The 17,991-nt window shown below is 59.3% G+C and carries 10 protein-coding genes; 8 read left to right on the forward strand and 2 right to left on the reverse strand.

Annotated elements, in window-relative coordinates; all coding sequences use genetic code 11:
• Positions 1-97 precede the first annotated feature (97 nt).
• The 8 genes from FXB40_RS42000 to FXB40_RS42035 all read left to right on the forward strand — a co-directional run bounded on the left by FXB40_RS42000 (position 98) and on the right by FXB40_RS42035 (position 15,777).
• Positions 98-283: a hypothetical protein gene (locus FXB40_RS42000; protein WP_085401592.1), complete on the forward strand. Its 186-nt coding sequence runs from the start codon at positions 98-100 to the stop codon at positions 281-283.
• Between the two features lie 149 nt (positions 284-432).
• Positions 433-1,599, forward strand: a complete 1,167-nt coding sequence (locus FXB40_RS42005; protein WP_148778129.1) for a metallophosphoesterase family protein — start codon at positions 433-435, stop codon at positions 1,597-1,599.
• The gene (locus FXB40_RS42010; RefSeq protein ID WP_148778130.1) at positions 1,596-4,271 is read left to right on the forward strand and encodes an AAA family ATPase; all 2,676 of its coding nucleotides are present in this window, start codon (positions 1,596-1,598) and stop codon (positions 4,269-4,271) included. Before FXB40_RS42005 ends, FXB40_RS42010 begins: the two co-directional genes overlap by 4 nt.
• Positions 4,272-4,461: 190 nt before the next feature.
• Positions 4,462-9,465: an AAA domain-containing protein gene (locus FXB40_RS42015; protein ID WP_148778131.1), complete on the forward strand. Its 5,004-nt coding sequence runs from the start codon at positions 4,462-4,464 to the stop codon at positions 9,463-9,465.
• Positions 9,466-10,440: 975 nt separating this feature from the next.
• On the forward strand, positions 10,441-11,415 hold the full coding sequence (locus FXB40_RS42020) for an AAA family ATPase (protein ID WP_246208290.1): 975 nt from the start codon (positions 10,441-10,443) through the stop codon (positions 11,413-11,415).
• A 6-nt stretch (positions 11,416-11,421) separates the two neighbouring features.
• Positions 11,422-13,761, forward strand: coding sequence for a S8 family peptidase (locus FXB40_RS42025; protein WP_246208291.1), 2,340 nt, complete (start codon positions 11,422-11,424; stop codon positions 13,759-13,761).
• Between the two features lie 165 nt (positions 13,762-13,926).
• Complete coding sequence (locus tag FXB40_RS42030) at positions 13,927-15,000, forward strand: hypothetical protein (RefSeq protein WP_148778132.1); 1,074 nt, start codon at positions 13,927-13,929, stop codon at positions 14,998-15,000.
• A gap of 231 nt (positions 15,001-15,231) precedes the next feature.
• Entirely contained in the window at positions 15,232-15,777 is a 546-nt protein-coding gene (locus FXB40_RS42035) for a hypothetical protein (protein WP_148778133.1), read from the forward strand.
• A gap of 129 nt (positions 15,778-15,906) precedes the next feature.
• Here FXB40_RS42035 and FXB40_RS42040 read toward each other — a convergent pair whose 3' ends face one another.
• Both FXB40_RS42040 and FXB40_RS42045 read right to left on the reverse strand, forming a co-directional pair.
• Positions 15,907-16,632 carry an SOS response-associated peptidase gene (locus FXB40_RS42040; RefSeq protein ID WP_148778134.1) on the reverse strand — a complete coding sequence of 242 codons (726 nt, stop codon included), beginning with the start codon at positions 16,630-16,632 and terminating at the stop codon, positions 15,907-15,909.
• 271 nt (positions 16,633-16,903) lie between these two features.
• Positions 16,904-17,932 (reverse strand): IS110 family RNA-guided transposase, encoded by a 1,029-nt coding sequence (locus FXB40_RS42045; protein ID WP_148778135.1) that lies wholly within the window; start codon positions 17,930-17,932, stop codon positions 16,904-16,906.
• Positions 17,933-17,991: the final 59 nt, after the last annotated feature.

Genomic DNA, 17,991 nt, shown 5'->3' on the forward strand with positions numbered 1-17,991 from the left:
GGCGCAGGACCATGCCTTGCGGCGGATTTAGTGGTCGCCGGGCCTGTCAAGGCGTGCCTAGCCGGGACGACCTGCCAACCTATGAGGAATGTAAGACATGAGTACTGCTACAGCAAAACGTGCCCCGATTGGCACGAAGGCCCGCACCGGAGAAGTATGCCCGGAGAGCGGTGTTTGGAAGGTCGACGGCTCGCCGAGCACGACCGCACCCATCGCGAAGGGCAACCGGATGCCACCCTACGACGGCAAAGCCGTCACCTGGGTGCTCAGCCAATACGCCTAAGCCTGGATGCCCGCTTCGGCGGGCGTTCACCCTTTCACTGAGAAGAGCCGGTTCGCAGAACACCAAAACGAAATGGGCATAACTGGGCTTCCCGCTAGGCGAGGAGCGCATTGCTCTCTACTTTGGAATTAAGGGGAAGGGCGTCCACTATGAAATTCATCCATTCATCCGATCTCCAGATCGGCAAGGTTTTTGGCTATTTCGAGCCGGAGGTTGCGAGCGCCCTGCAGGATGCGCGTCAGGCCGTCGTTCGGACCCTCGGGGAGGCTGCGGTTAAATCCGGCGCGACGACGGTCCTCATTTCCGGCGACGTTTACGAAAAACAACAGATGTCTCAACAGACCCTGGCGCGGGCCATTGAGAACATGCGCGCGTTCAAAAGCGTTCAATGGCATCTCATGCCGGGAAACCACGATCACTTCCGTGAAAACGGACTATGGGATCGGATTGTCCGCATGCAGCTCCCCTCGAATGTGACCGTGCATACGCAGGCGGGTGCGGTCCGGATCGTGGACGAAGGTGACGCTCCTGTCTTTGTGTTGCCTGCGCCCCTTCGTTTCACATCGAGCGCGGACGATCTCACGGCCTATATGGATAAGGAGGCCACGCCGGAAGGCGCGATCCGTATCGGCATGGCGCACGGCTCCATTCAAGGCTTTGGATCAGAGGATGAAGCCAGCAATTACGTGGCGCCAAGCCGCGCGGACAGCGCGGGCCTCTCCTACCTTGCGATGGGTGACTGGCATCGGCAGATGCGGGTGAACGACCGTTGCTGGTATAGCGGCACGCCCGAGGCCGACCAGTTCAAGCTTCCGCCAAATCCCGTATCCTCGCACTGCAACGGCGGTTCGGCGCTTCTTGTCGAAGTCAACGGTTCAAATGCATTGCCGGTGGTCGCGCCGATCCCGACAGGCCGTTACCAATGGCACAGGATCGAGAAGGTGCTGACCGAAGATGCACAAGTGGATTTGCTCGAAGGCGACCTTCGTGCGCTCGATTCAGACCTCAGCAAAATTGTCGTCGATCTCCGTGTTACGGGCGCGGTGTCTCTCGCCGGCCGTAAGAAATTTGATGAACAAATCCTACAGAGCGTCGGGGCTGCGCTTCGCGGCCTGCGCTTTGATGAAGCCGGCCTTGTTCTCAATCCGACCGACCAGGATCTCGATGAGATCGATCACGCCGGCTTTGTACGTGTGGCAGCAGACCGCCTCAAGGCCATGGCGGCGGTCTTGTCGGATCAAGGCCAGGCGTCGCTTGCCGCCCTTGCTCTCAAGCGTCTTTACATCGAGCACCTTCGTCAGGGGACACGGTCATGAAGATCCGATCGATTGAGCTTACCAACTTCTGCAAATTTGTCGGAACCTTCCGCGTCGACAACATTGGTGACAACGTCAATGTCTTGGTGGGGCGAAACGAGTTGGGCAAATCGACCCTGCTGAAAGCTATCAACGGCGCCATCTTCGAAAAGGCCAAGTCGACGGCTGCGCACGTCAAGGCGTTTCGCCACTTCGTCAACGGCACCGTGCCCGAAGTGAAGCTCGCCTTCGACATCGACGGCAAGAGCTGGACCATTCACAAGCGCTTCGCGGGACAAGCTGGCAAGTCAACCTTGACCTGTTCGGATGGCCGGCTATTCGAGGACGACGCAGCAGAGGCGGAATTGCAGCGCCTTCTCGGCTTTGCCGGCAGTCGCAGCGGCGGCGAGCCTGGTATCTGGGGAACGCTTTGGGTTCAGCAGGGGCAATCCTTCGGCGATGCGGCACTTGACGAGCATGGCCAGCGCACCATGCAAGGCTGCCTGGAGGCGCAGGTCGGCCTTGTGACAGGCGGAACGCGAGGCCAGAAAATTCCGAAAGCCATCAAAGACGCCCTTGAAACGCTACGGAGTTCGAAAGGACCGCGCGGGAAGTTCAAGGACGCAATGGATCGGCTTGCCGAGAGCAAGCAGGAGACGACCGACCTTGAAGCGAAGCGGCAGTCCGTGTTTCAGTTGATGGAAGATCTTGCGCGAAATAAGCGCGAGCTTAAGCAGGAAACGGATAGCTGGGACGACGCGGCGCACCGCAGGGAGGTCGAGGCAGAACGGACCAAGCGCACGGTTGCCGCGACGCACGCTGCCGAACTTCGAAGTGCGACGGACGCGGCCAAGCTCGCGTGCGAACGCGCAACACAAGCCCGGAAATCGGTTGATGATCGCGCCAAAGCCGTTGCAGAACTAGAATCGCTCGAATTGCAACTCAGCGATCTGAGTACGGCAAGCGCCGGCGCAGTTGCCGCGAAGGCCGACGCCCAGGCCTCCGTCGATACCGGCGAAGCCAAGCTCTCCGATCTTCGCAGTAAAACAAGCCGGAACGCCGAACGAGCGCGGAATCTTGAGCGTATCCGTGCCATTGTCTCGCTGAATGGGGAAATCATCCAGCACCAGCTGACCCTCGATAAGGCTGCTTCGCTTGAGTGCGAGGCGGGAAAGCTTTCGGAATTGATCGGCGCCATTGCGACGACCGATGCCGCCGTAACGAGGATCGAGGAGGCCGTTACGGAGCTATCGGCCGCGGATGCAGCCGCAAACGCAGTTGCGACCACCGTTTCATTTGCCCTGGAGGAAAGCGCGCTGCCGAGCGTTGCCTTAGACGGCAAAGCGCTCGATGCATTCGCAACATCGCTCCCAATCCTTGGCAAGACAGTAATCACCATTCAAGACGTGGGCGCGATCACGGTAGAGCCTCAAATCAAAGATCGCGCCGCCTTGGTCGCACGCCGGGACGCGGCCCATGAGGAAGTGAAAGCCGCTTTGGAGACTGCAGGCGTCATGGATCTGGCCGCCGCGCGCACGGCGGCGGCCCAGCGCAAGGAATATCTGCGGCGTTCGGCAGACGTCGGCAAGGAGCTGGCAAATCTTGCTCCCGGAAATCGGACCAAGAAGCTGGCGGCCGGGCTGGAAGCTCTCAAGGGCCATTTGGGAGAATTGCGCGGCCGACTCAGAGTTGAGATGGAGAAGTGCGGACTTGCGGAAATTCCCGGCGAAGACGATTTGACAAGCGACATTGCCAATAATCATGCAGAAGGCGCGCGGTTTGCTGCCGAGATCGAGACAGCTGAGGCTGAATTGGCAGGGCCTCAGGACGCTCTCGCCCAGGCCGACAAAAAACTCCTGAGCGCGCGCGAACGCCTTGCCGGGTTGAACGGCACGATCGAGACCAAGAAGGCGGACCTAGCAGCTGGACGCGCCGGCGCCAGTGACGAGCAGCTCACCGCAAGCGCGGAGAGCCTTGAACGTGATGCCGTTGCGAGGGATGAGCAGTTGGCAGAAAAGCTGCGCGGTCAAGGCGAAACAGTGGAGGCTATCGACGCCCGAATTAAGCGGCTCGAAGGCGCCGCCGCCAACCACCAGCGGTCGGTCGCAAATCTCGGGATTGAGGTGACACGCCTTACCGCGCTGATCGAGGCTAACGAAGGCGCTGGCGTCGAAGAAATGCTTCTTGCCGCCGAGGCTGAACGTGATCGCCTCACGAACGCCATAGCCGAATTTGAGAAGGAGGCGGCTGTCCTAAAACTCCTTTCGGAGACATTAGAAGCAGCCGAAGGTGAGGCAAAGACCCGCTATCTCACGCCGGTTATCAGCCGTGTAGAGCCTTATCTGAAAATGCTCCTGCCAGGAGCCAATATTGTTCTCGACGAGGATTTGCGTATCGCTGCGATTCAACGTGCCGGACAACGCGAGGATTTCGATGTACTGAGCGGCGGTACGAAGGAGCAGCTTGCCGTCCTCACGCGGTTGGCGTTCGCCGAGCTGCTGCTTGGGCAGGGCCGGCCGGCCACGGTCATCCTCGATGACGCGCTCGCGTTCTCAGACGACGACCGCATTGAAAGCATGTTCGATGTCCTGATGCGTGCTGGCGACAAAGTGCAGATTATCGTTCTGACCTGCCGAAAGCGGCTTTTCACCCGGCTTGGTGCTGCCCCGTTGGAAATTCGGGAGGCGGCGTGAGGTTGGGCTGTGCCGGCTGCTAACTGAATGGCGTCGAGTGTTTGTGGGAGATACGCGGAAAGTGGATGGTTAACGGACAAGATCACCTCGCGAGAGTTGCGGTGCTACGATTATACCAGTTGAAGAGGTCCCCAAAATCCGCAACCATTCGCCTTGACGTTGTCGTTAACTTTTAGGGGTCTCGCTCGACGTGCCCGCCCAAGTAAATGTAGAAGACGAACTGGCCGCACGGCGGTTGACGGGCCTGCTTGATTACGTCGAGGCGCTCGTCAAGCTGGATGAGCGTGTTGCAACGCGACTGTCGCAGCACAAACTCGCCGATGGATCCCAGTTCGCCCTTCACCAGCACGAAATCGCAGGACTTCCTGCAATTCAGTGCGATTCCAGTGACGCCGATGGCCCGATCTGGTTGCGGGTTCAACGCCTGCAACGCACGACGCCGCCGGCGTTCGACGGCGACGGCAAGGAGTGGATCGAGGTTTCTAACGATCCGCTTCGCGTTCCGGTTATACATGATCCACTCCATGTCCGCGTGCCTGAGGCTGAACAGCAGCGGCTAATAGCGATCGGCGAAGCACGCCCCGAAGATTGCGTTCCATCACTAAAAACGGAGAAATCTGACACTCCCAACCAGAAATTCTACGATGTTATGTTGCGCCTGGAGGATCGGCCCGCGCTTCGCGACGCTCTTGAACAATATTGTGCCGGCCCCTGGTCGCTTTGGTCCGAGGTAGAGAAGCCGCGAAGGCGATCCATCGCCGTTTATCAGCGGCTCTTCGAGATCGCACAGCGATTGCTCCAGTCTGGCGGCAGTGAATCGATCGAGTTGGTGTGGGGGATTGGCCTCGCGCGGTGGAAACACCTTGCCGAGCTTATCGACCTTCCGATGATTGAATGCGGAGTTGAAATTGAAATCGCCGAGACCGGCAATGCCGACATCACCGTTCGCCCACGCAGCGGCGTGACGCGTGTCGAACTCCGGCCGTTCGAAAAGCTCGCCGGTGCGCGATTTGTGCTGGCGGAAGATGCGGCGCGGCGCTGCCTTCGCTCGTTAGAAGGACCAGATAGTGAAGGTATCTCGCCGTTCCGCGCGGAAACCTTTGAGCCCATTCTAAAGATATGCGGAGGCCAGCTTGACCCCGAAGGCCGGTTTCTTCCCGATCACCGTCCGCTGCCGGCATCTGAGCCGGTTCCGGAGCCCGAGGGAGAATATCTGACAGTGAGCGACCGATACGTGCTGTACGCGCGCCGCCGGTCGAACAATTCGGTACTGCGTGATATCGAACGTCTCAAAAAGGAAGTGTCTTCGGAGGACGGTAATCCGATTAGGATTGAAGGTGCGGTTCGGACGCTGGTCTTGGGTCCGACCGACGGTATTGACGACACGTTCAAGCCGTTGGGAGACCGCTTGGGCGCGGCTGGCGATGTTCAACTGGATGCGGACGAGGGGCCGGTTGACCCGGATCACGGCGACTTGTTCTTTCCCAAGCCTTTCAACGACGAGCAAGTTGAAATCATTCGCCGCCTGGAGAAGTCGGATGGGCTCGTGGTTCAGGGGCCGCCAGGCACCGGAAAAACGCACACCATCGCGAACATCATTAGCCACATGCTGGCGACAGGGCGGCGTGTCCTTGTCGTTTCGCATGGGGAGACGGCGCTACGGGTAATCCAAGATCAATTGCCCGAGGGTGTACGCGACCTTGCGATCAGTGTGACAACATCCGAACGCGAGGGGATGAAGCAGGTCGAGAAGGCTATCGGCCTTATGCTCGGGGTAGTCAACACGATCGACATGAACCGCTCGCGGCAGGTGAAGATTATTCGAGACCTTGAGGCAAAAATTGTTGCGGATAGAAATCACCTTACCGAAATCGATGTACGACTTGCAAAAATTGCGACCCAACATCTCTCGCCGATACCTGGCTCTGCCGAACTGCCATTTGAGGTCGCCAAACGGGTGATTGAGGACAAGGCGCGTTATACATGGTTCTCGGATCGGCCTGTGCGCTCGTTTTCGGAAGGGGGTGTGACCCTGGCCGAGATCGACGCGCTTTTCACGGCGCGCAAAACGCTCAAAGGCGATCTCAAATACTTGGGAGAACAATTTCCTAGCCCCGCCAACTTACCAGATCCCGATACCTTGCGTGCCTGGCATCTCGATTTGATTGCGGCACAAGACCTTACAGCCGAAAATATTGCTTCCGAACCTTTAACCCGGCGCGTAATTGCGACGCTTGGCATCGACAAGGCTGCCGAACTTGGCGAGCGGCTGCAACGCCTCGCATCGAGCATATCCTCTCTCCAGGACCAAGCCTGGGCATGGGCGTTGACCGAGGCGATCCTCGGGCAGACGGCAATGGCCGGTCGACTCGAACCTCTCGCCCATGCATTTTTAGCCGATGCGCGCGATTTAGTGGCGCAGCGCGCGCCATTTATTGCAAGGCCGGTCCATCTCCCGAAGGAATTGCCGCCTGCAAAGCAGTTGTCTCAAATTTTGGCAACCCTCAGGGTCGGAAAGAACCCGTTTGGACTGATGGCCTTCGGCACTAAGAGCCATCAACCCGCTATTGAAGCGATGAAAGTTGCAGGCCTGCGACCTAATACGCCGAACGATTGGCAGCACGTCCAACTATTTATTGAGTTCTGCGGTGCGGTGACAAGCCTTTCGGCGCGTTGGGAGACGCTCAAGGTGGAGCTATCAGCGCCAAGCCATCTTTCGTTTGCGGTGGAATCGGTATTCCTACTCGATGCCCTCTCCGACACGCTCCATGCCTGCCTGACCGGCGTACCAAGCCAAATAGCCGAAATGTCGGAGCAATTATCGGCGGCCCTCGGAAATCGCGACGAGGCCAGCGCGATTTTGCGGCATCCCGCCGCAACTGCTGCCTTCTCTCAAGCATTATCACGTCACGTATCGTCGGTAAGGCTGGCGGCTGTCGCGAAAAACGTGGCAGAAGCCGTCGCACAATTCGACGGCAGCAATACCGATCTTGCGGGCTTCGCACGGCAAATCTTGACCGAACTGGTTGGAAAGCCGAACGCGGATATCGAGCGACTGACCCGCGTATGGCAAGGTATCCTCTCCAAGTTGGGACATGTTCGCGCGTTGGCGCCTTTCTTCGATCGCATAACTTACACCTGTGGCGAGCTTTCGAAAGCGGGAGTGCCAGCATGGGCTGAACGCCTAAGAAGCGAGCCTGCCAGCGAAGCGACAGATCCAGCGGCCCCCAGCGACTGGCGGGAAGCATGGGAGTGGGCGGCACGGCTGACCTACCTCGAAAAGATCGGGGCCAGCAGTCATCTGGCCCAGTTGCACCAGGAGCGGTTGGAAATAGAAAAGGCTCTTCGCGACGGGTTCGCGACGCTCGTGAAGGAAAGAACCTTCTTCAATCTTGCCGCTACAATGAAGGGATCCGCCAAATCCGCCCTTCAAGGTTTTGCCAACATTATCCGGCGTTTGGGGGCCGGGACCGGGCAAAGGGCCGTACTGCATCGTCAGAACGCACGTCTGGCGATGGAAAATTGCTACGAGGCGGTACCTTGCTGGATTATGCCTACCTGGCGCGTCTCCGAGCAGCTGCCCGCCACGCTCGCCAGTTTTGATCTCGTGATCCTGGATGAAGCGTCGCAGTCCGATGCGCGCGAATTGCCAGCGCTCTTACGTGGCAAAAAGGTGCTCGTTGTCGGTGACGACCGCCAGATCAGTCCCAGCTCGGCTTTCCTGTCGATCGCGAACATCGCGCGTCTGCGACAGAACTTCCTTAGCGAATTTCCTTTCCGCGCAGAAGTTGAACCAGGGGCTTCGATTTATGATCTTGCACGCGTGATGTTTCCGGCGAAGTTCGTGATGCTTAAGGAGCATTTTCGATGCGTGGAGCCCATCATACGTTTTTCGATGCAGTTTTATAATCAAGACTTGGTGCCGCTTCGTATTCCAAAGCCGAGCGAGCGGTTGGACCCGCCGTTGGTCGATATCTACGTTGAGGATGGGCAGCGTCGAGGAAAGTCCAAGGTTAACCCGCGCGAGGCAGAGGTCATTGTCGAGGAGATTGCCACGATCGTCGAGCAAGCGTCGAGGGTCGAAGGTCCGGCGCGGTCAATCGGAGTGATATCCCTTGTCGGTGCCGATCAGGCTCTGCATGTTCAGAAACTTTTGATGGAGCGCATCGGCGAAACCGCCATGATGCGTCATCGCGTTGTGTGCGGCGACAGTGCATCCCTCCAGGGAGACGAGCGCGACATCGTCTTCATTTCAATGATTGCCGATCGTGCCCGCAAACAGTCGCAGACATCCATTCAGTATCAACAGCGATTCAATGTAGCATTGTCGCGGGCACGGGATCGGATGGTGCTTGTGCGGTCCGTGAAAGAGGAAGAGCTAAATCCAAAAGATCTGAAATCAAAGGTGATCGGACACTTCCGCGAGCCGATGCCAAACGTCGTTAATCCTAGCTTGGACCTCATTGATCTCTGCCAGTCTGAATTCGAGCGGACTGTGTTTATGGCACTTGTCGAACGGGGATACCGCGTTATTCCGCAAGTGGGTTCTGTGGGGTTTTCCATCGATATGGTAGTCGAGGGAGAAGGGGGAAGGCGCCTTGCCGTCGAATGCGACGGCGACAGGTATCACGGCCCGGAGCGTTGGGCGGACGACATGCGCCGGCAGCGCATCCTGGAGCGCGTAGGTTGGAGCTTTTGGCGCTGCTTCGGTTCCAATTTCCAGATCGATCAGCAAGGCGTTATGGACGATCTAATTCAGACGCTCGATCGTATGCAGATTAGGCCGATCGGACTCGAACCGGTCAATCGAAGCTATTCCGAGCATCGCGTCATTTCGCCTGCTGCAGAAAGGTCAGGCGATTTTGCAGCGACGCAGGTAGACGGGACGATCTCGGTAGCAGCCTTGCGAGATGAACTCGGTCCCACATCGAATGACGCCGAACCGGAGTACCGATTAGCTCCGGGCGACCGCGTCGTCATCCGGTATCTCGACGTGGAACCGTCGCGCCCGGAATTTCTCACAATAAGCGATATCGCGGATGATCCGATCAATGGCTATCTGATGTTGTCCTCGCCACTTGGACAGGCGCTGTCGCAGGGCTCGCCAGGAGATGAGTTAACCTATCAGGCAGGCGAAAAAGAACGCGGTGTCCTGTTTGTTTCATTGGAGACCGTGTCGGCTCAGGCAGCTTAGCGGACATTTCTCGCGTCGGTCTTGTCGTATTAAAGCGAGACCCAGCGAATTCCCGGTCGAGGCGGCTATTCTCTCGATGAGATTAAGGGCAAGCATCACCGGATGTTTGTCGATCCTTGCTACGCGGCGAGTCCGGAGTAGACTACGTTCTGGTCTGCGCTCATCCGGCGAACCGAACCGGCTTTCGTGAACCGAGCCCGGAGAGTCTCGGCCTTTCGGATTCAATCCTCGCGCTCATTTAAGTGTTGCTCGCAGGAGGCACTCGCGCGAAGGGCTCGTCGTTTCGCGGCGATCGCTATCACTGCCCGTCGCGCGGGTGCCTTGTTAACCGGTCTCGCAACTGCACTCGCTGTCGTGGCCCGCCGTTCCGGCGTCGCTATCACTGCCCCGAAAGCGGGTGCCATCCTTTCCGCTTCCGCTGCGCTTCGGCCGTCATTTGGCGTTGGCTGGACGTGTACCAAGGCCGCCTATCCGCCGCCTTGTCTTCGGGCCCGCGCATGACGATCTTCACTGCGTCAGGTACGCGGCAAAGCTGTTCGCCGGTACGAGGCAATGGTTCACTGGCTTTAGCCAGCCGCGCCAAGCTCCGGACCTCGCGAAGCAATTAGTGATCGTGTCGCGAAAACTGAACGAGGTCTATGGCAGCCTTCACCCAGCCCAATCCAGCTCCGCGCCCAATCAAGGGGAGGCGGGCACACGAATTCCAATCCCCGACGGCCCGAGCTGACGATCGTTCATTCCTGTTTTGTTCGCAATTGGCGCGGACTCACTGTATAAGCATCTGTACTTGCCGCGTCAGGGCTCGGATCGTCGGGGCTCGCTAGGGCCACCCGGCCGAACCGCCGCCGTTGGTGCCTGCACCTGGCTGTGGTTGACGTGACTTTAACGGCTGAAAGGCATGGTGGGCACCGACGATCCAAACTATGTTTGTCGCCAGAATAGATGAGTGGACCGCTAATGGCTCGCGGCGAGTTGATGAAAAAGCTGTTGGCGAGTTACGGCCGGGACGACGAGTTCCGGGCGATCGCCGAACAGATCATTCTGGAGGAGGAGCAGAAGAACAACCGCGTTCTGGCGCGGTCGCTCCGCCAGACCCTCGACCATGCCTCGAATCGCGCGCCACCCCCGCGGGCGCTGGCGCCACTCATTCCGTTCCCGGATGCGGCCAACGATTTTGTCGAGCGCGTCGAGCCGGAGCATACCAAGAGCGACATCGTTCTCAGCAAGGCCAACATCCGGATTTTTTCCGGACTGATCCAGGAATTTCGCCGCGCCGATGACATCCGCCGCAGCGGACTGCCGGTGCGATCGAAGCTCCTGTTCTGTGGACCTCCGGGCTGCGGAAAGACTCTTTGTACCCAGATCTTCGCAGGTGAGCTCGGGCTTCCGTTGTTCGTGGTCAAGATCGACCGCCTGATCTCGTCTTATCTCGGCGAAACCGCGACCAACGTTCGCAAGATTTTCGAGTTCGCGCGCAAGCAGCCCTGCGTCCTTTTTCTCGACGAATTCGATGCCCTGGCGCGCTCGCGTGACGATACGAGCGAGCACAACGAGCTGCGGCGCGTGGTCAACAGCCTTTTGATCTTCATCGACCGGATCAAGCCGAAGGGCTTTTTGGTCGCGGCGACCAATCTCGACCAGTCTCTCGACCCTGCGGTCTGGCGTCGCTTCGACGAGGTCATCTGGTTCGAAAAGCCTGACCGGGAGATGACCGAGCATTTCTTGGCGCTGAAATTCAAGAATATCAAAACAGCTTTCGATCCGACGTCCCACGTCGGATCGCTGGAAGGCTATTCTTTCGCCGAGATTGAACGCATTTGTGTGCAAGCGATCAAGGCCGCAGTGATCGAGCGCCGCAAAGAAGTCCGTGAACTGGACTTCCGTCACGCTGTCGCCGATGAGATCCGGCGGCGATCCGGCACCGCACGCCTGCAGCATTTGGAAGACTAATCCGGCGTGCCGCGCTACGACCACCTCCAGCTCCTGCGGCTTCCCGAGCGTCTCGAACGGCGGAAGCATGGGGGAGGGGGTGCTGCCCCTCAACGAGACGTCGGCGGACATAGCCGGAAGCTTCGCGCTGAGCTCGACACCGCGATCGCAGAGCAGCAACGCCGTCGCCGCCCGGAGTTCATCGACCCGTCGCTCATTTTGCGCGTCCGCATGACCGGAATGACGATGGAGGAAGACTGGGAGCGGCTTGGGCTGACACTTCTCGCCAGCGATGAAGACAAAACCCTGATCCTCTTCGCATCGAATGACGATCTGCAGAGTTTCCGTGATCGCCTGCAAGCCTATGCGCAGGGAACCCCGCCAGGACAAGCTGCCCCGTCCTACAACGGCTTCATCACCCGCATCGAAGAGATCGGCGCCGTTGGGCCCCGCGACCGTATTGGGCTGCGATTGCGCGAAGAAGGTCTGACGGTGCCCGAGAACTTCGATGCGGACCGAATCTTCGTCCTCGATCTCGAGCTATGGGACATTGGCCGGCGTGAACTCCGTACTCGAAAGCTTGAGCAAATTGCCGAGTACATTGATGCGCGGGGCGGCGAAGTGCTTGACCGCTATGTTGGCCCATCGATTACGATGCTGCGCGCGCGCATGTCGGGCAGCGTGATACAAACGCTTCTCACGGTCGAAGACGTCGCCGATCTCGATCTGCCGCCTGAACCTGATATCGCCACCGGCGAGGCGTTTGAGCTGACGATCGCCGATTTGCCGGGGATGGACGATCTTGGCAACGACGCGCCGGTTATTGGTATCATCGACAGCGGCGTCAACGATCATCCGTTGCTGGCGGGTGCCATCGTCGGTGCGATCGGCGTGCCGGAAAGGCTCGGCACGGCCGACGATTGGGGTCACGGCACGCGCGTTGCCGGTGTGTCGCTATTTGGCGATCTGCGCGATCAGATTGCTGTTGGTGCGTTGGTACGTGCGGGGCGCATTGCTTCGGCCAAGGTCGTGAACGAACGTGGTCAGTTCGACGAGCGTCGTCTTGTTCCCTCCCAGATGCGCGAAGCCCTGACCACTCTCAATAAGCGTTTCGGTTGTCGGCTATTTGTCGTCGCGCTCGGTGATCCCAAGCGCACCTATGACGGAGGCAAGGTTGGGCCTTGGGCCGCGACGCTCGATGAACTCGCCCGCGAACTCGATTCCGTCATCATCGTGTCGGCCGGCAATCGCGCGCCCCGCAGCGGCAACCGCCTGGAACAAGCCGTCACGGAGTATCCCGGCTATCTGCTCGAGCCGACCAACCGTCTGTGTGAGCCTGCGGGCGCCATGAACGTTCTCACGGTCGGCGCGTTGGCGCACGGCGAGGGTCTTGGGCCCGATCTTGTCGAGCACGTTCATATCCGACCCATTACGCGTGCGTTCGAGCCTGCGCCCTTTACGAGGATAGGGCCCGGCATCGGCGGTTCCATCAAGCCGGATCTAGTCGATGTCGGTGGCACAATGGTATTCGATCCCGCAGTAGGGCGGCTGCGGCGGGGCGAAGACTTGCCGACCGCCGGTGTTCTCACGCTCCATCATCTGTTTCTTGACCGGTTGTTTACGGCGGGGTCTGGCACGTCCTATGCGGCCCCTCGCGTTGCCCACAAAGCCGCTCAGATTCTTGCGCGCTTTCCCCGCGCATCTGCAAACCTTGTCCGTGCGTTGCTTGCAGGCGCGGCGCGCATTCCGGATGAGGCCCAGCTCAGGCTTCAAACCCTCGGTGACGATGCCATGCGTTCAATCTGCGGCCATGGCGCAGTTGATTCAGGGCGAGCAGCATATTCGGATGATCATCGCGTCGTGCTGTACGCCGAGGATGAATTGGCGCTCGACCACTTTGCGGTCTATCAGTTGCCGATTCCCGAGCTGTTCCAGAGTGGCGGTCGTCGCAGCATCCGCGTGACGCTTGCCTTCGATCCCCCAGTTCGTCACACCCGCGCCGACTATGCCGGAATTGGCATGAATTTTCGTCTCGTGCGAGGATGTGGTCCCGATCTGATCTTCGAGCACTTCCGACGGAGAACCCAGGAGGAGGGGCGTCAGCCGGATATCGATAATCGTTTCGACTGCGACCTGAAGCCGGGCCCGCGGGAGCGTGAACGCGGAACTCTGCAAACTGCGAGCGTAACGTTTACGCGGGGCACCGAAGCCTATGGCGACAATTATTATCTAATCGTGCGTTGCGATGGCGGCTGGGCGGGAACGTTTGAAACGCAACAACGCTTTGCAATCGTGGTGGAGCTGACCCATCAAGCAGAAGTGCAATTGTATGAGCGGCTGCGCGCTCGTGTCCGGCTCCAAGGTTGAGCAGCGAGTGGAATGAGTCGTTTGCCACCTTCGTCACGGATCCTTATGCGATACCGACGTCGGTTCGATCCTGTTTCGCCGCGCCGCGCTTCACTTCCACCAACGCCGTGTCGCAGACCCGACCGAGCCGGGCGAACTAAAGCTGATTGATCTCGAGGGCATGCGATGAAATGGGGAGACAACGCCCGAGATTTTGATGCCGCACTGGCGGTGTGGCCGTACTATCGCCCACTGTTCGACAACTGGCTGATGCAGGAACTGGTGGAGCACGGTGACAAGGCTCCGGTCTGGCGTGACCGCAGGGTGCCGACCGACAATGGACGCGTGCGCGGCGACGTCTATCCGGATCGCGAGACCGCACTATCCGCTGCCGCCACGCTCAATCAGACGCTCCACGACGCGCTCGCAGCGCGCGAGATGGATTCCGTGAGGAAACTTTCGCTCCAGCTTAAGGTCGCGAAGAACCTGCAATCCGAAGAGCGCCTTCGCGACGAAGAGGAGCTTATGCTCGCCGAGGCACGCCGCCGGCACGCCAATGATCCGCGACCAGACCCTTCCGCAATCGTGCTGCCTGCGGAGTCGGCTCCTTTCCGTCAGCAATTGAGCGAACAGCTTTCCGACATGCCCTATCTGACGGTCGTGATCGTGACGGTCCGGGAGACGAATCGCAGCTGGCACCGTTCCATTCTTTACCTCTCGCACGACAATAAATGGTCCAAGCCTTACATCGCCGGTGAGCGATCCGCGGCAAAGGCCATGCGAGCACGAATCGCCAACGGCTTCGGCTACGGCGCCGACGACCATTGGGGAAAGACCAAGGCCAAGATTCGTCAGATCTTGTTGCCCCGCGCCAACCTGCTGCTGCAACTCGCAAGCGTGCAGCGTATGCTGGCGGAAGCGTTGGCCAATGGTCAAAAGGTGCTGGTCTCGAACGGCATCGTCTTCTGGTACGAAGAAGATGGCGGCATCGGTTGGCAGGTCAAACAGACCACGTCCACTAAAGAGTCCGAGGGAAGCACCTTGTGGAAGGAAGGCACAATCCGCTCGATCAACCACGGGCGATTGGTCATTTTGCCTTATATCAAGGAAAGCGGCGAGCAGGTGCGCGGGCACACCAGGAACGGACCGAATGACGGCAGAGCCAAACCACGGCACCCCGATCACTACGTCGATATTCCGTTTGCGCAACTCGACGGTGACCTCATGATCGGTCTCTTCGGCGAATTGCCCTACGAATAGCTTGGATCGCCGCGCTAGCATCACTATATAGCAGGCGCGCGCATGCTCGCGGTGGAGGCCCGTAGAACCGCCCCATCTCGACTGGCTCCTTGCTAAGCCTGGCGCGAGGGATCGTCACCTTATGGCCGCGACAACGTTCCGGCGTGGCCGGCAACGGCTTGCGCAGTGAGCGCAACCGAGTAGAGCCCGGCTGGCTACAAAGCTGACGCATCCTGTGCTAAGGAGATATCCATGAAAACCCAGACAATCAGCTGCCGCTTTATTGGTGACTTCAAGGTCGGCGACAACATGGTCTACAACGCCGGCCTACTCTGCAAGCTCGCGGAGTCGGGCAGCACGTTCAACAAGCTGATGCTCTTGCAGGCGGGTGCAATTGCCGAAGCGGCGCTCTGGGAGATCATTTACCGTGCACAGAATTTCAACCGCGAGGGTGTGCCGAACATTTCCGAGGAGGACCGAGCGGAAATCGAGGGTAAGAAGGTCGAACGCTTCAAGGCGATCATCGACGTGATGAAGAAATACAAGATTCTCGATAAGGCCGGTGCCGACATCTACGACGAGTTGGATAAATTGCGTGAGTACCGCAACAAAGTGCATATCCAGCTCGATGTGAAGCTGGAGGGTGTGCCGCGCGACGAGGACAAGGCCTTTACCGATCCGGTGCGTGACTGGGCGCTGAGGCTCAATGTGAGGGTACTCAAGTTCCTGACCGAAAACTTTGCGCGCCCCGCAGATCTGGCGCAGTTCGCGCATAGCATAACAGTGCCCAGCCCCTGACTTGCGGGGTCAGGCACCCGCTTAGGTCCGGATCAGATCGCGGCGGACATTCTCAAGGCATGCATGTCGTCGACGTGGATGATCTTACGCTGGCGCGACGGGCCGTCCTCTGATCGTCGTCTTCGTCGGTCACGCCGCCGGCCCGGCCGGATCTTCCTTGACGCCGCGGGCAACGATCCGGAGCGACCCTTCCGGAAGCGGCCGTTGCAGCTCGAGGGCCTCGTCCAGAGGGGCCGTCATCCAGGTCTCGACTTCGTCCGGCGTCGTCAGGATTACGGGCATCGCCTTGGGGTGGATGGCACCAACGTCGGCATTCGGCTCTGTCGTGAGGAACGCGTAGAGGTCGTTAGTCGTCTCGCCTTCCTTGACCTTCCGAACAGACGTCCAGTTGGTCCAGATGCCGGCGAAGCAGGCGAGGGGACGGGTCTCATCGAGCGCGAACCAGATATCACCGCCCTCGGCCTTGTTGAACTCGCTGAACGAGTTGAACGGCACCACGCAGCGGTTTCCGGTCCCCAGCCATCGCGTCCAGTGCTTGCTCTTCACGTTGCGGATGTTTGTCGTGCCGCCGTCCGGCTCCATCCGCAGAAGTTCCTTGAAGTCGACGGGCTTGCCCTTGGCCTGCAGTTTTTCGGCCCGCTTCTTGGTGGCGTCCATCAGTGCCTTCGACGACGATGGCATCCCCCAGCGCGCAGTGACGAGCTCGCGACCTTCGGCTCCGTTGCGAACGATCGGCGCCTTGTAATCCGGAAACACCCCCGGCATCGGCGCCAGATTGCCAACGTATCGGTTCACGACGCGAAACAGCGCGATGATCGCGGCCTGGTTTGTCGTGATCGAATAGAGGTTGCAGATGTGGACGGCCCCCCACTTGTCAGGATTGTAGCAGACTTTTGGCCAGATCGCTTGCTATCAGATGTCCGGCCTGTTTGCGCGGGCAAAGCCCGCTGGCCGAGATGGTGTTCGCTACGCACGCTCCAAGCACATGGGCGACATTCTTGGTGCCAGTGTAATCTTCGGAAGCTCGCGCGTATCGACCGATCGGTCCTTCCATCTACTGCGTCCTGCAAGTTCGTGGGCACGTGGGCAATCCGCCGAGCAATCTTGCTCGCGGGCCGATTTCAGATCAAGTCGGCATGGTGGCTACCGGCTGCTTGTACACGCCGCCCGATATCATCAAGCGCCAAGCGATCCGGGCAAACTTGTTGGCCAAGGCCACCGCGACCAACTTTGGAGGCTTTCGCTCCAGCAGCGAAGCGAGCCATGGTGTGGGCTTATGACGGCCCTTTCGGACATGCCTCAGCAGTGCGGTCGCACCGACGATCAACGTCGATCGCAGTATAGAATCTCCGGCCTTTGTGATGCCGCCGAGCCTTTGCCGGCCGCCAGTTGAATGATCCTTGGGTGTCAGCCCGAGCCATGCCGCAAAGTCGCGACCCGATCTGAACGTCTCGGGCGGCGGCGCCTTCATGCTGAGCATCGACGACCCAATCGGACCGACGCCAGGAATTGTCGCAATACGCCTGCTGATGTCATCCTCGCGATGCCACTTCAGCAGCTTGGCCTCGATCTTCGCCAGGCGAGCTTGGACCGCGGCATACTCGTCCGCCTGAAGGCGGAAGAGATCCCGCGCCATTTCCGGCAGGCTATCGTCTTCGAGCACACGTTTGATGAGTGCCGCGACGTTCTGCCGGCCGGCGGGGCCGACGATACCAAACTCAGCGGCATAGCTCCTGAAAGCATTGGAGAGCTGCGACTTCACGCTGACCAGACGTTCCCGCACAGTCATCAACATGCAAGCCGCTTGCCGTTCCTTCGACTTCACCGGTACGAATCGCATGCTGGGCCGGGTGACCGCCTCGCACAGTGCCTCGGCGTCGGCCGCGTCGTTCTTGCCGCGCTTCACGTAGGCCTTCACGTATTGAGGAGGAATTAGCTTTACCTCGTGCCCGAACGATTGGAGCAGGCGCCCCCAATGGTGCGAGCTGCCGCAAGACTCTATGGCGACGAGAACCGGCGGAAGCCGCTCGAAGTAGCGGATCATCTCGGCTCGCCGAAATTGGCGCCGGACAACCACTACCTCATTCTCATCAACACCGTGAAGCTGGAACACCGACTTCGAGGTATCCATGCCGATACGAACGGGAACATTCATTGGGACTTTCCTCTCATCTCTCTGTGACGCCTAGAGCGCCATAAAAACGTGGGGATGAG

This window comes from Bradyrhizobium rifense, assembly GCF_008123425.1.
Lineage (GTDB): Bacteria > Pseudomonadota > Alphaproteobacteria > Rhizobiales > Xanthobacteraceae > Bradyrhizobium > Bradyrhizobium rifense.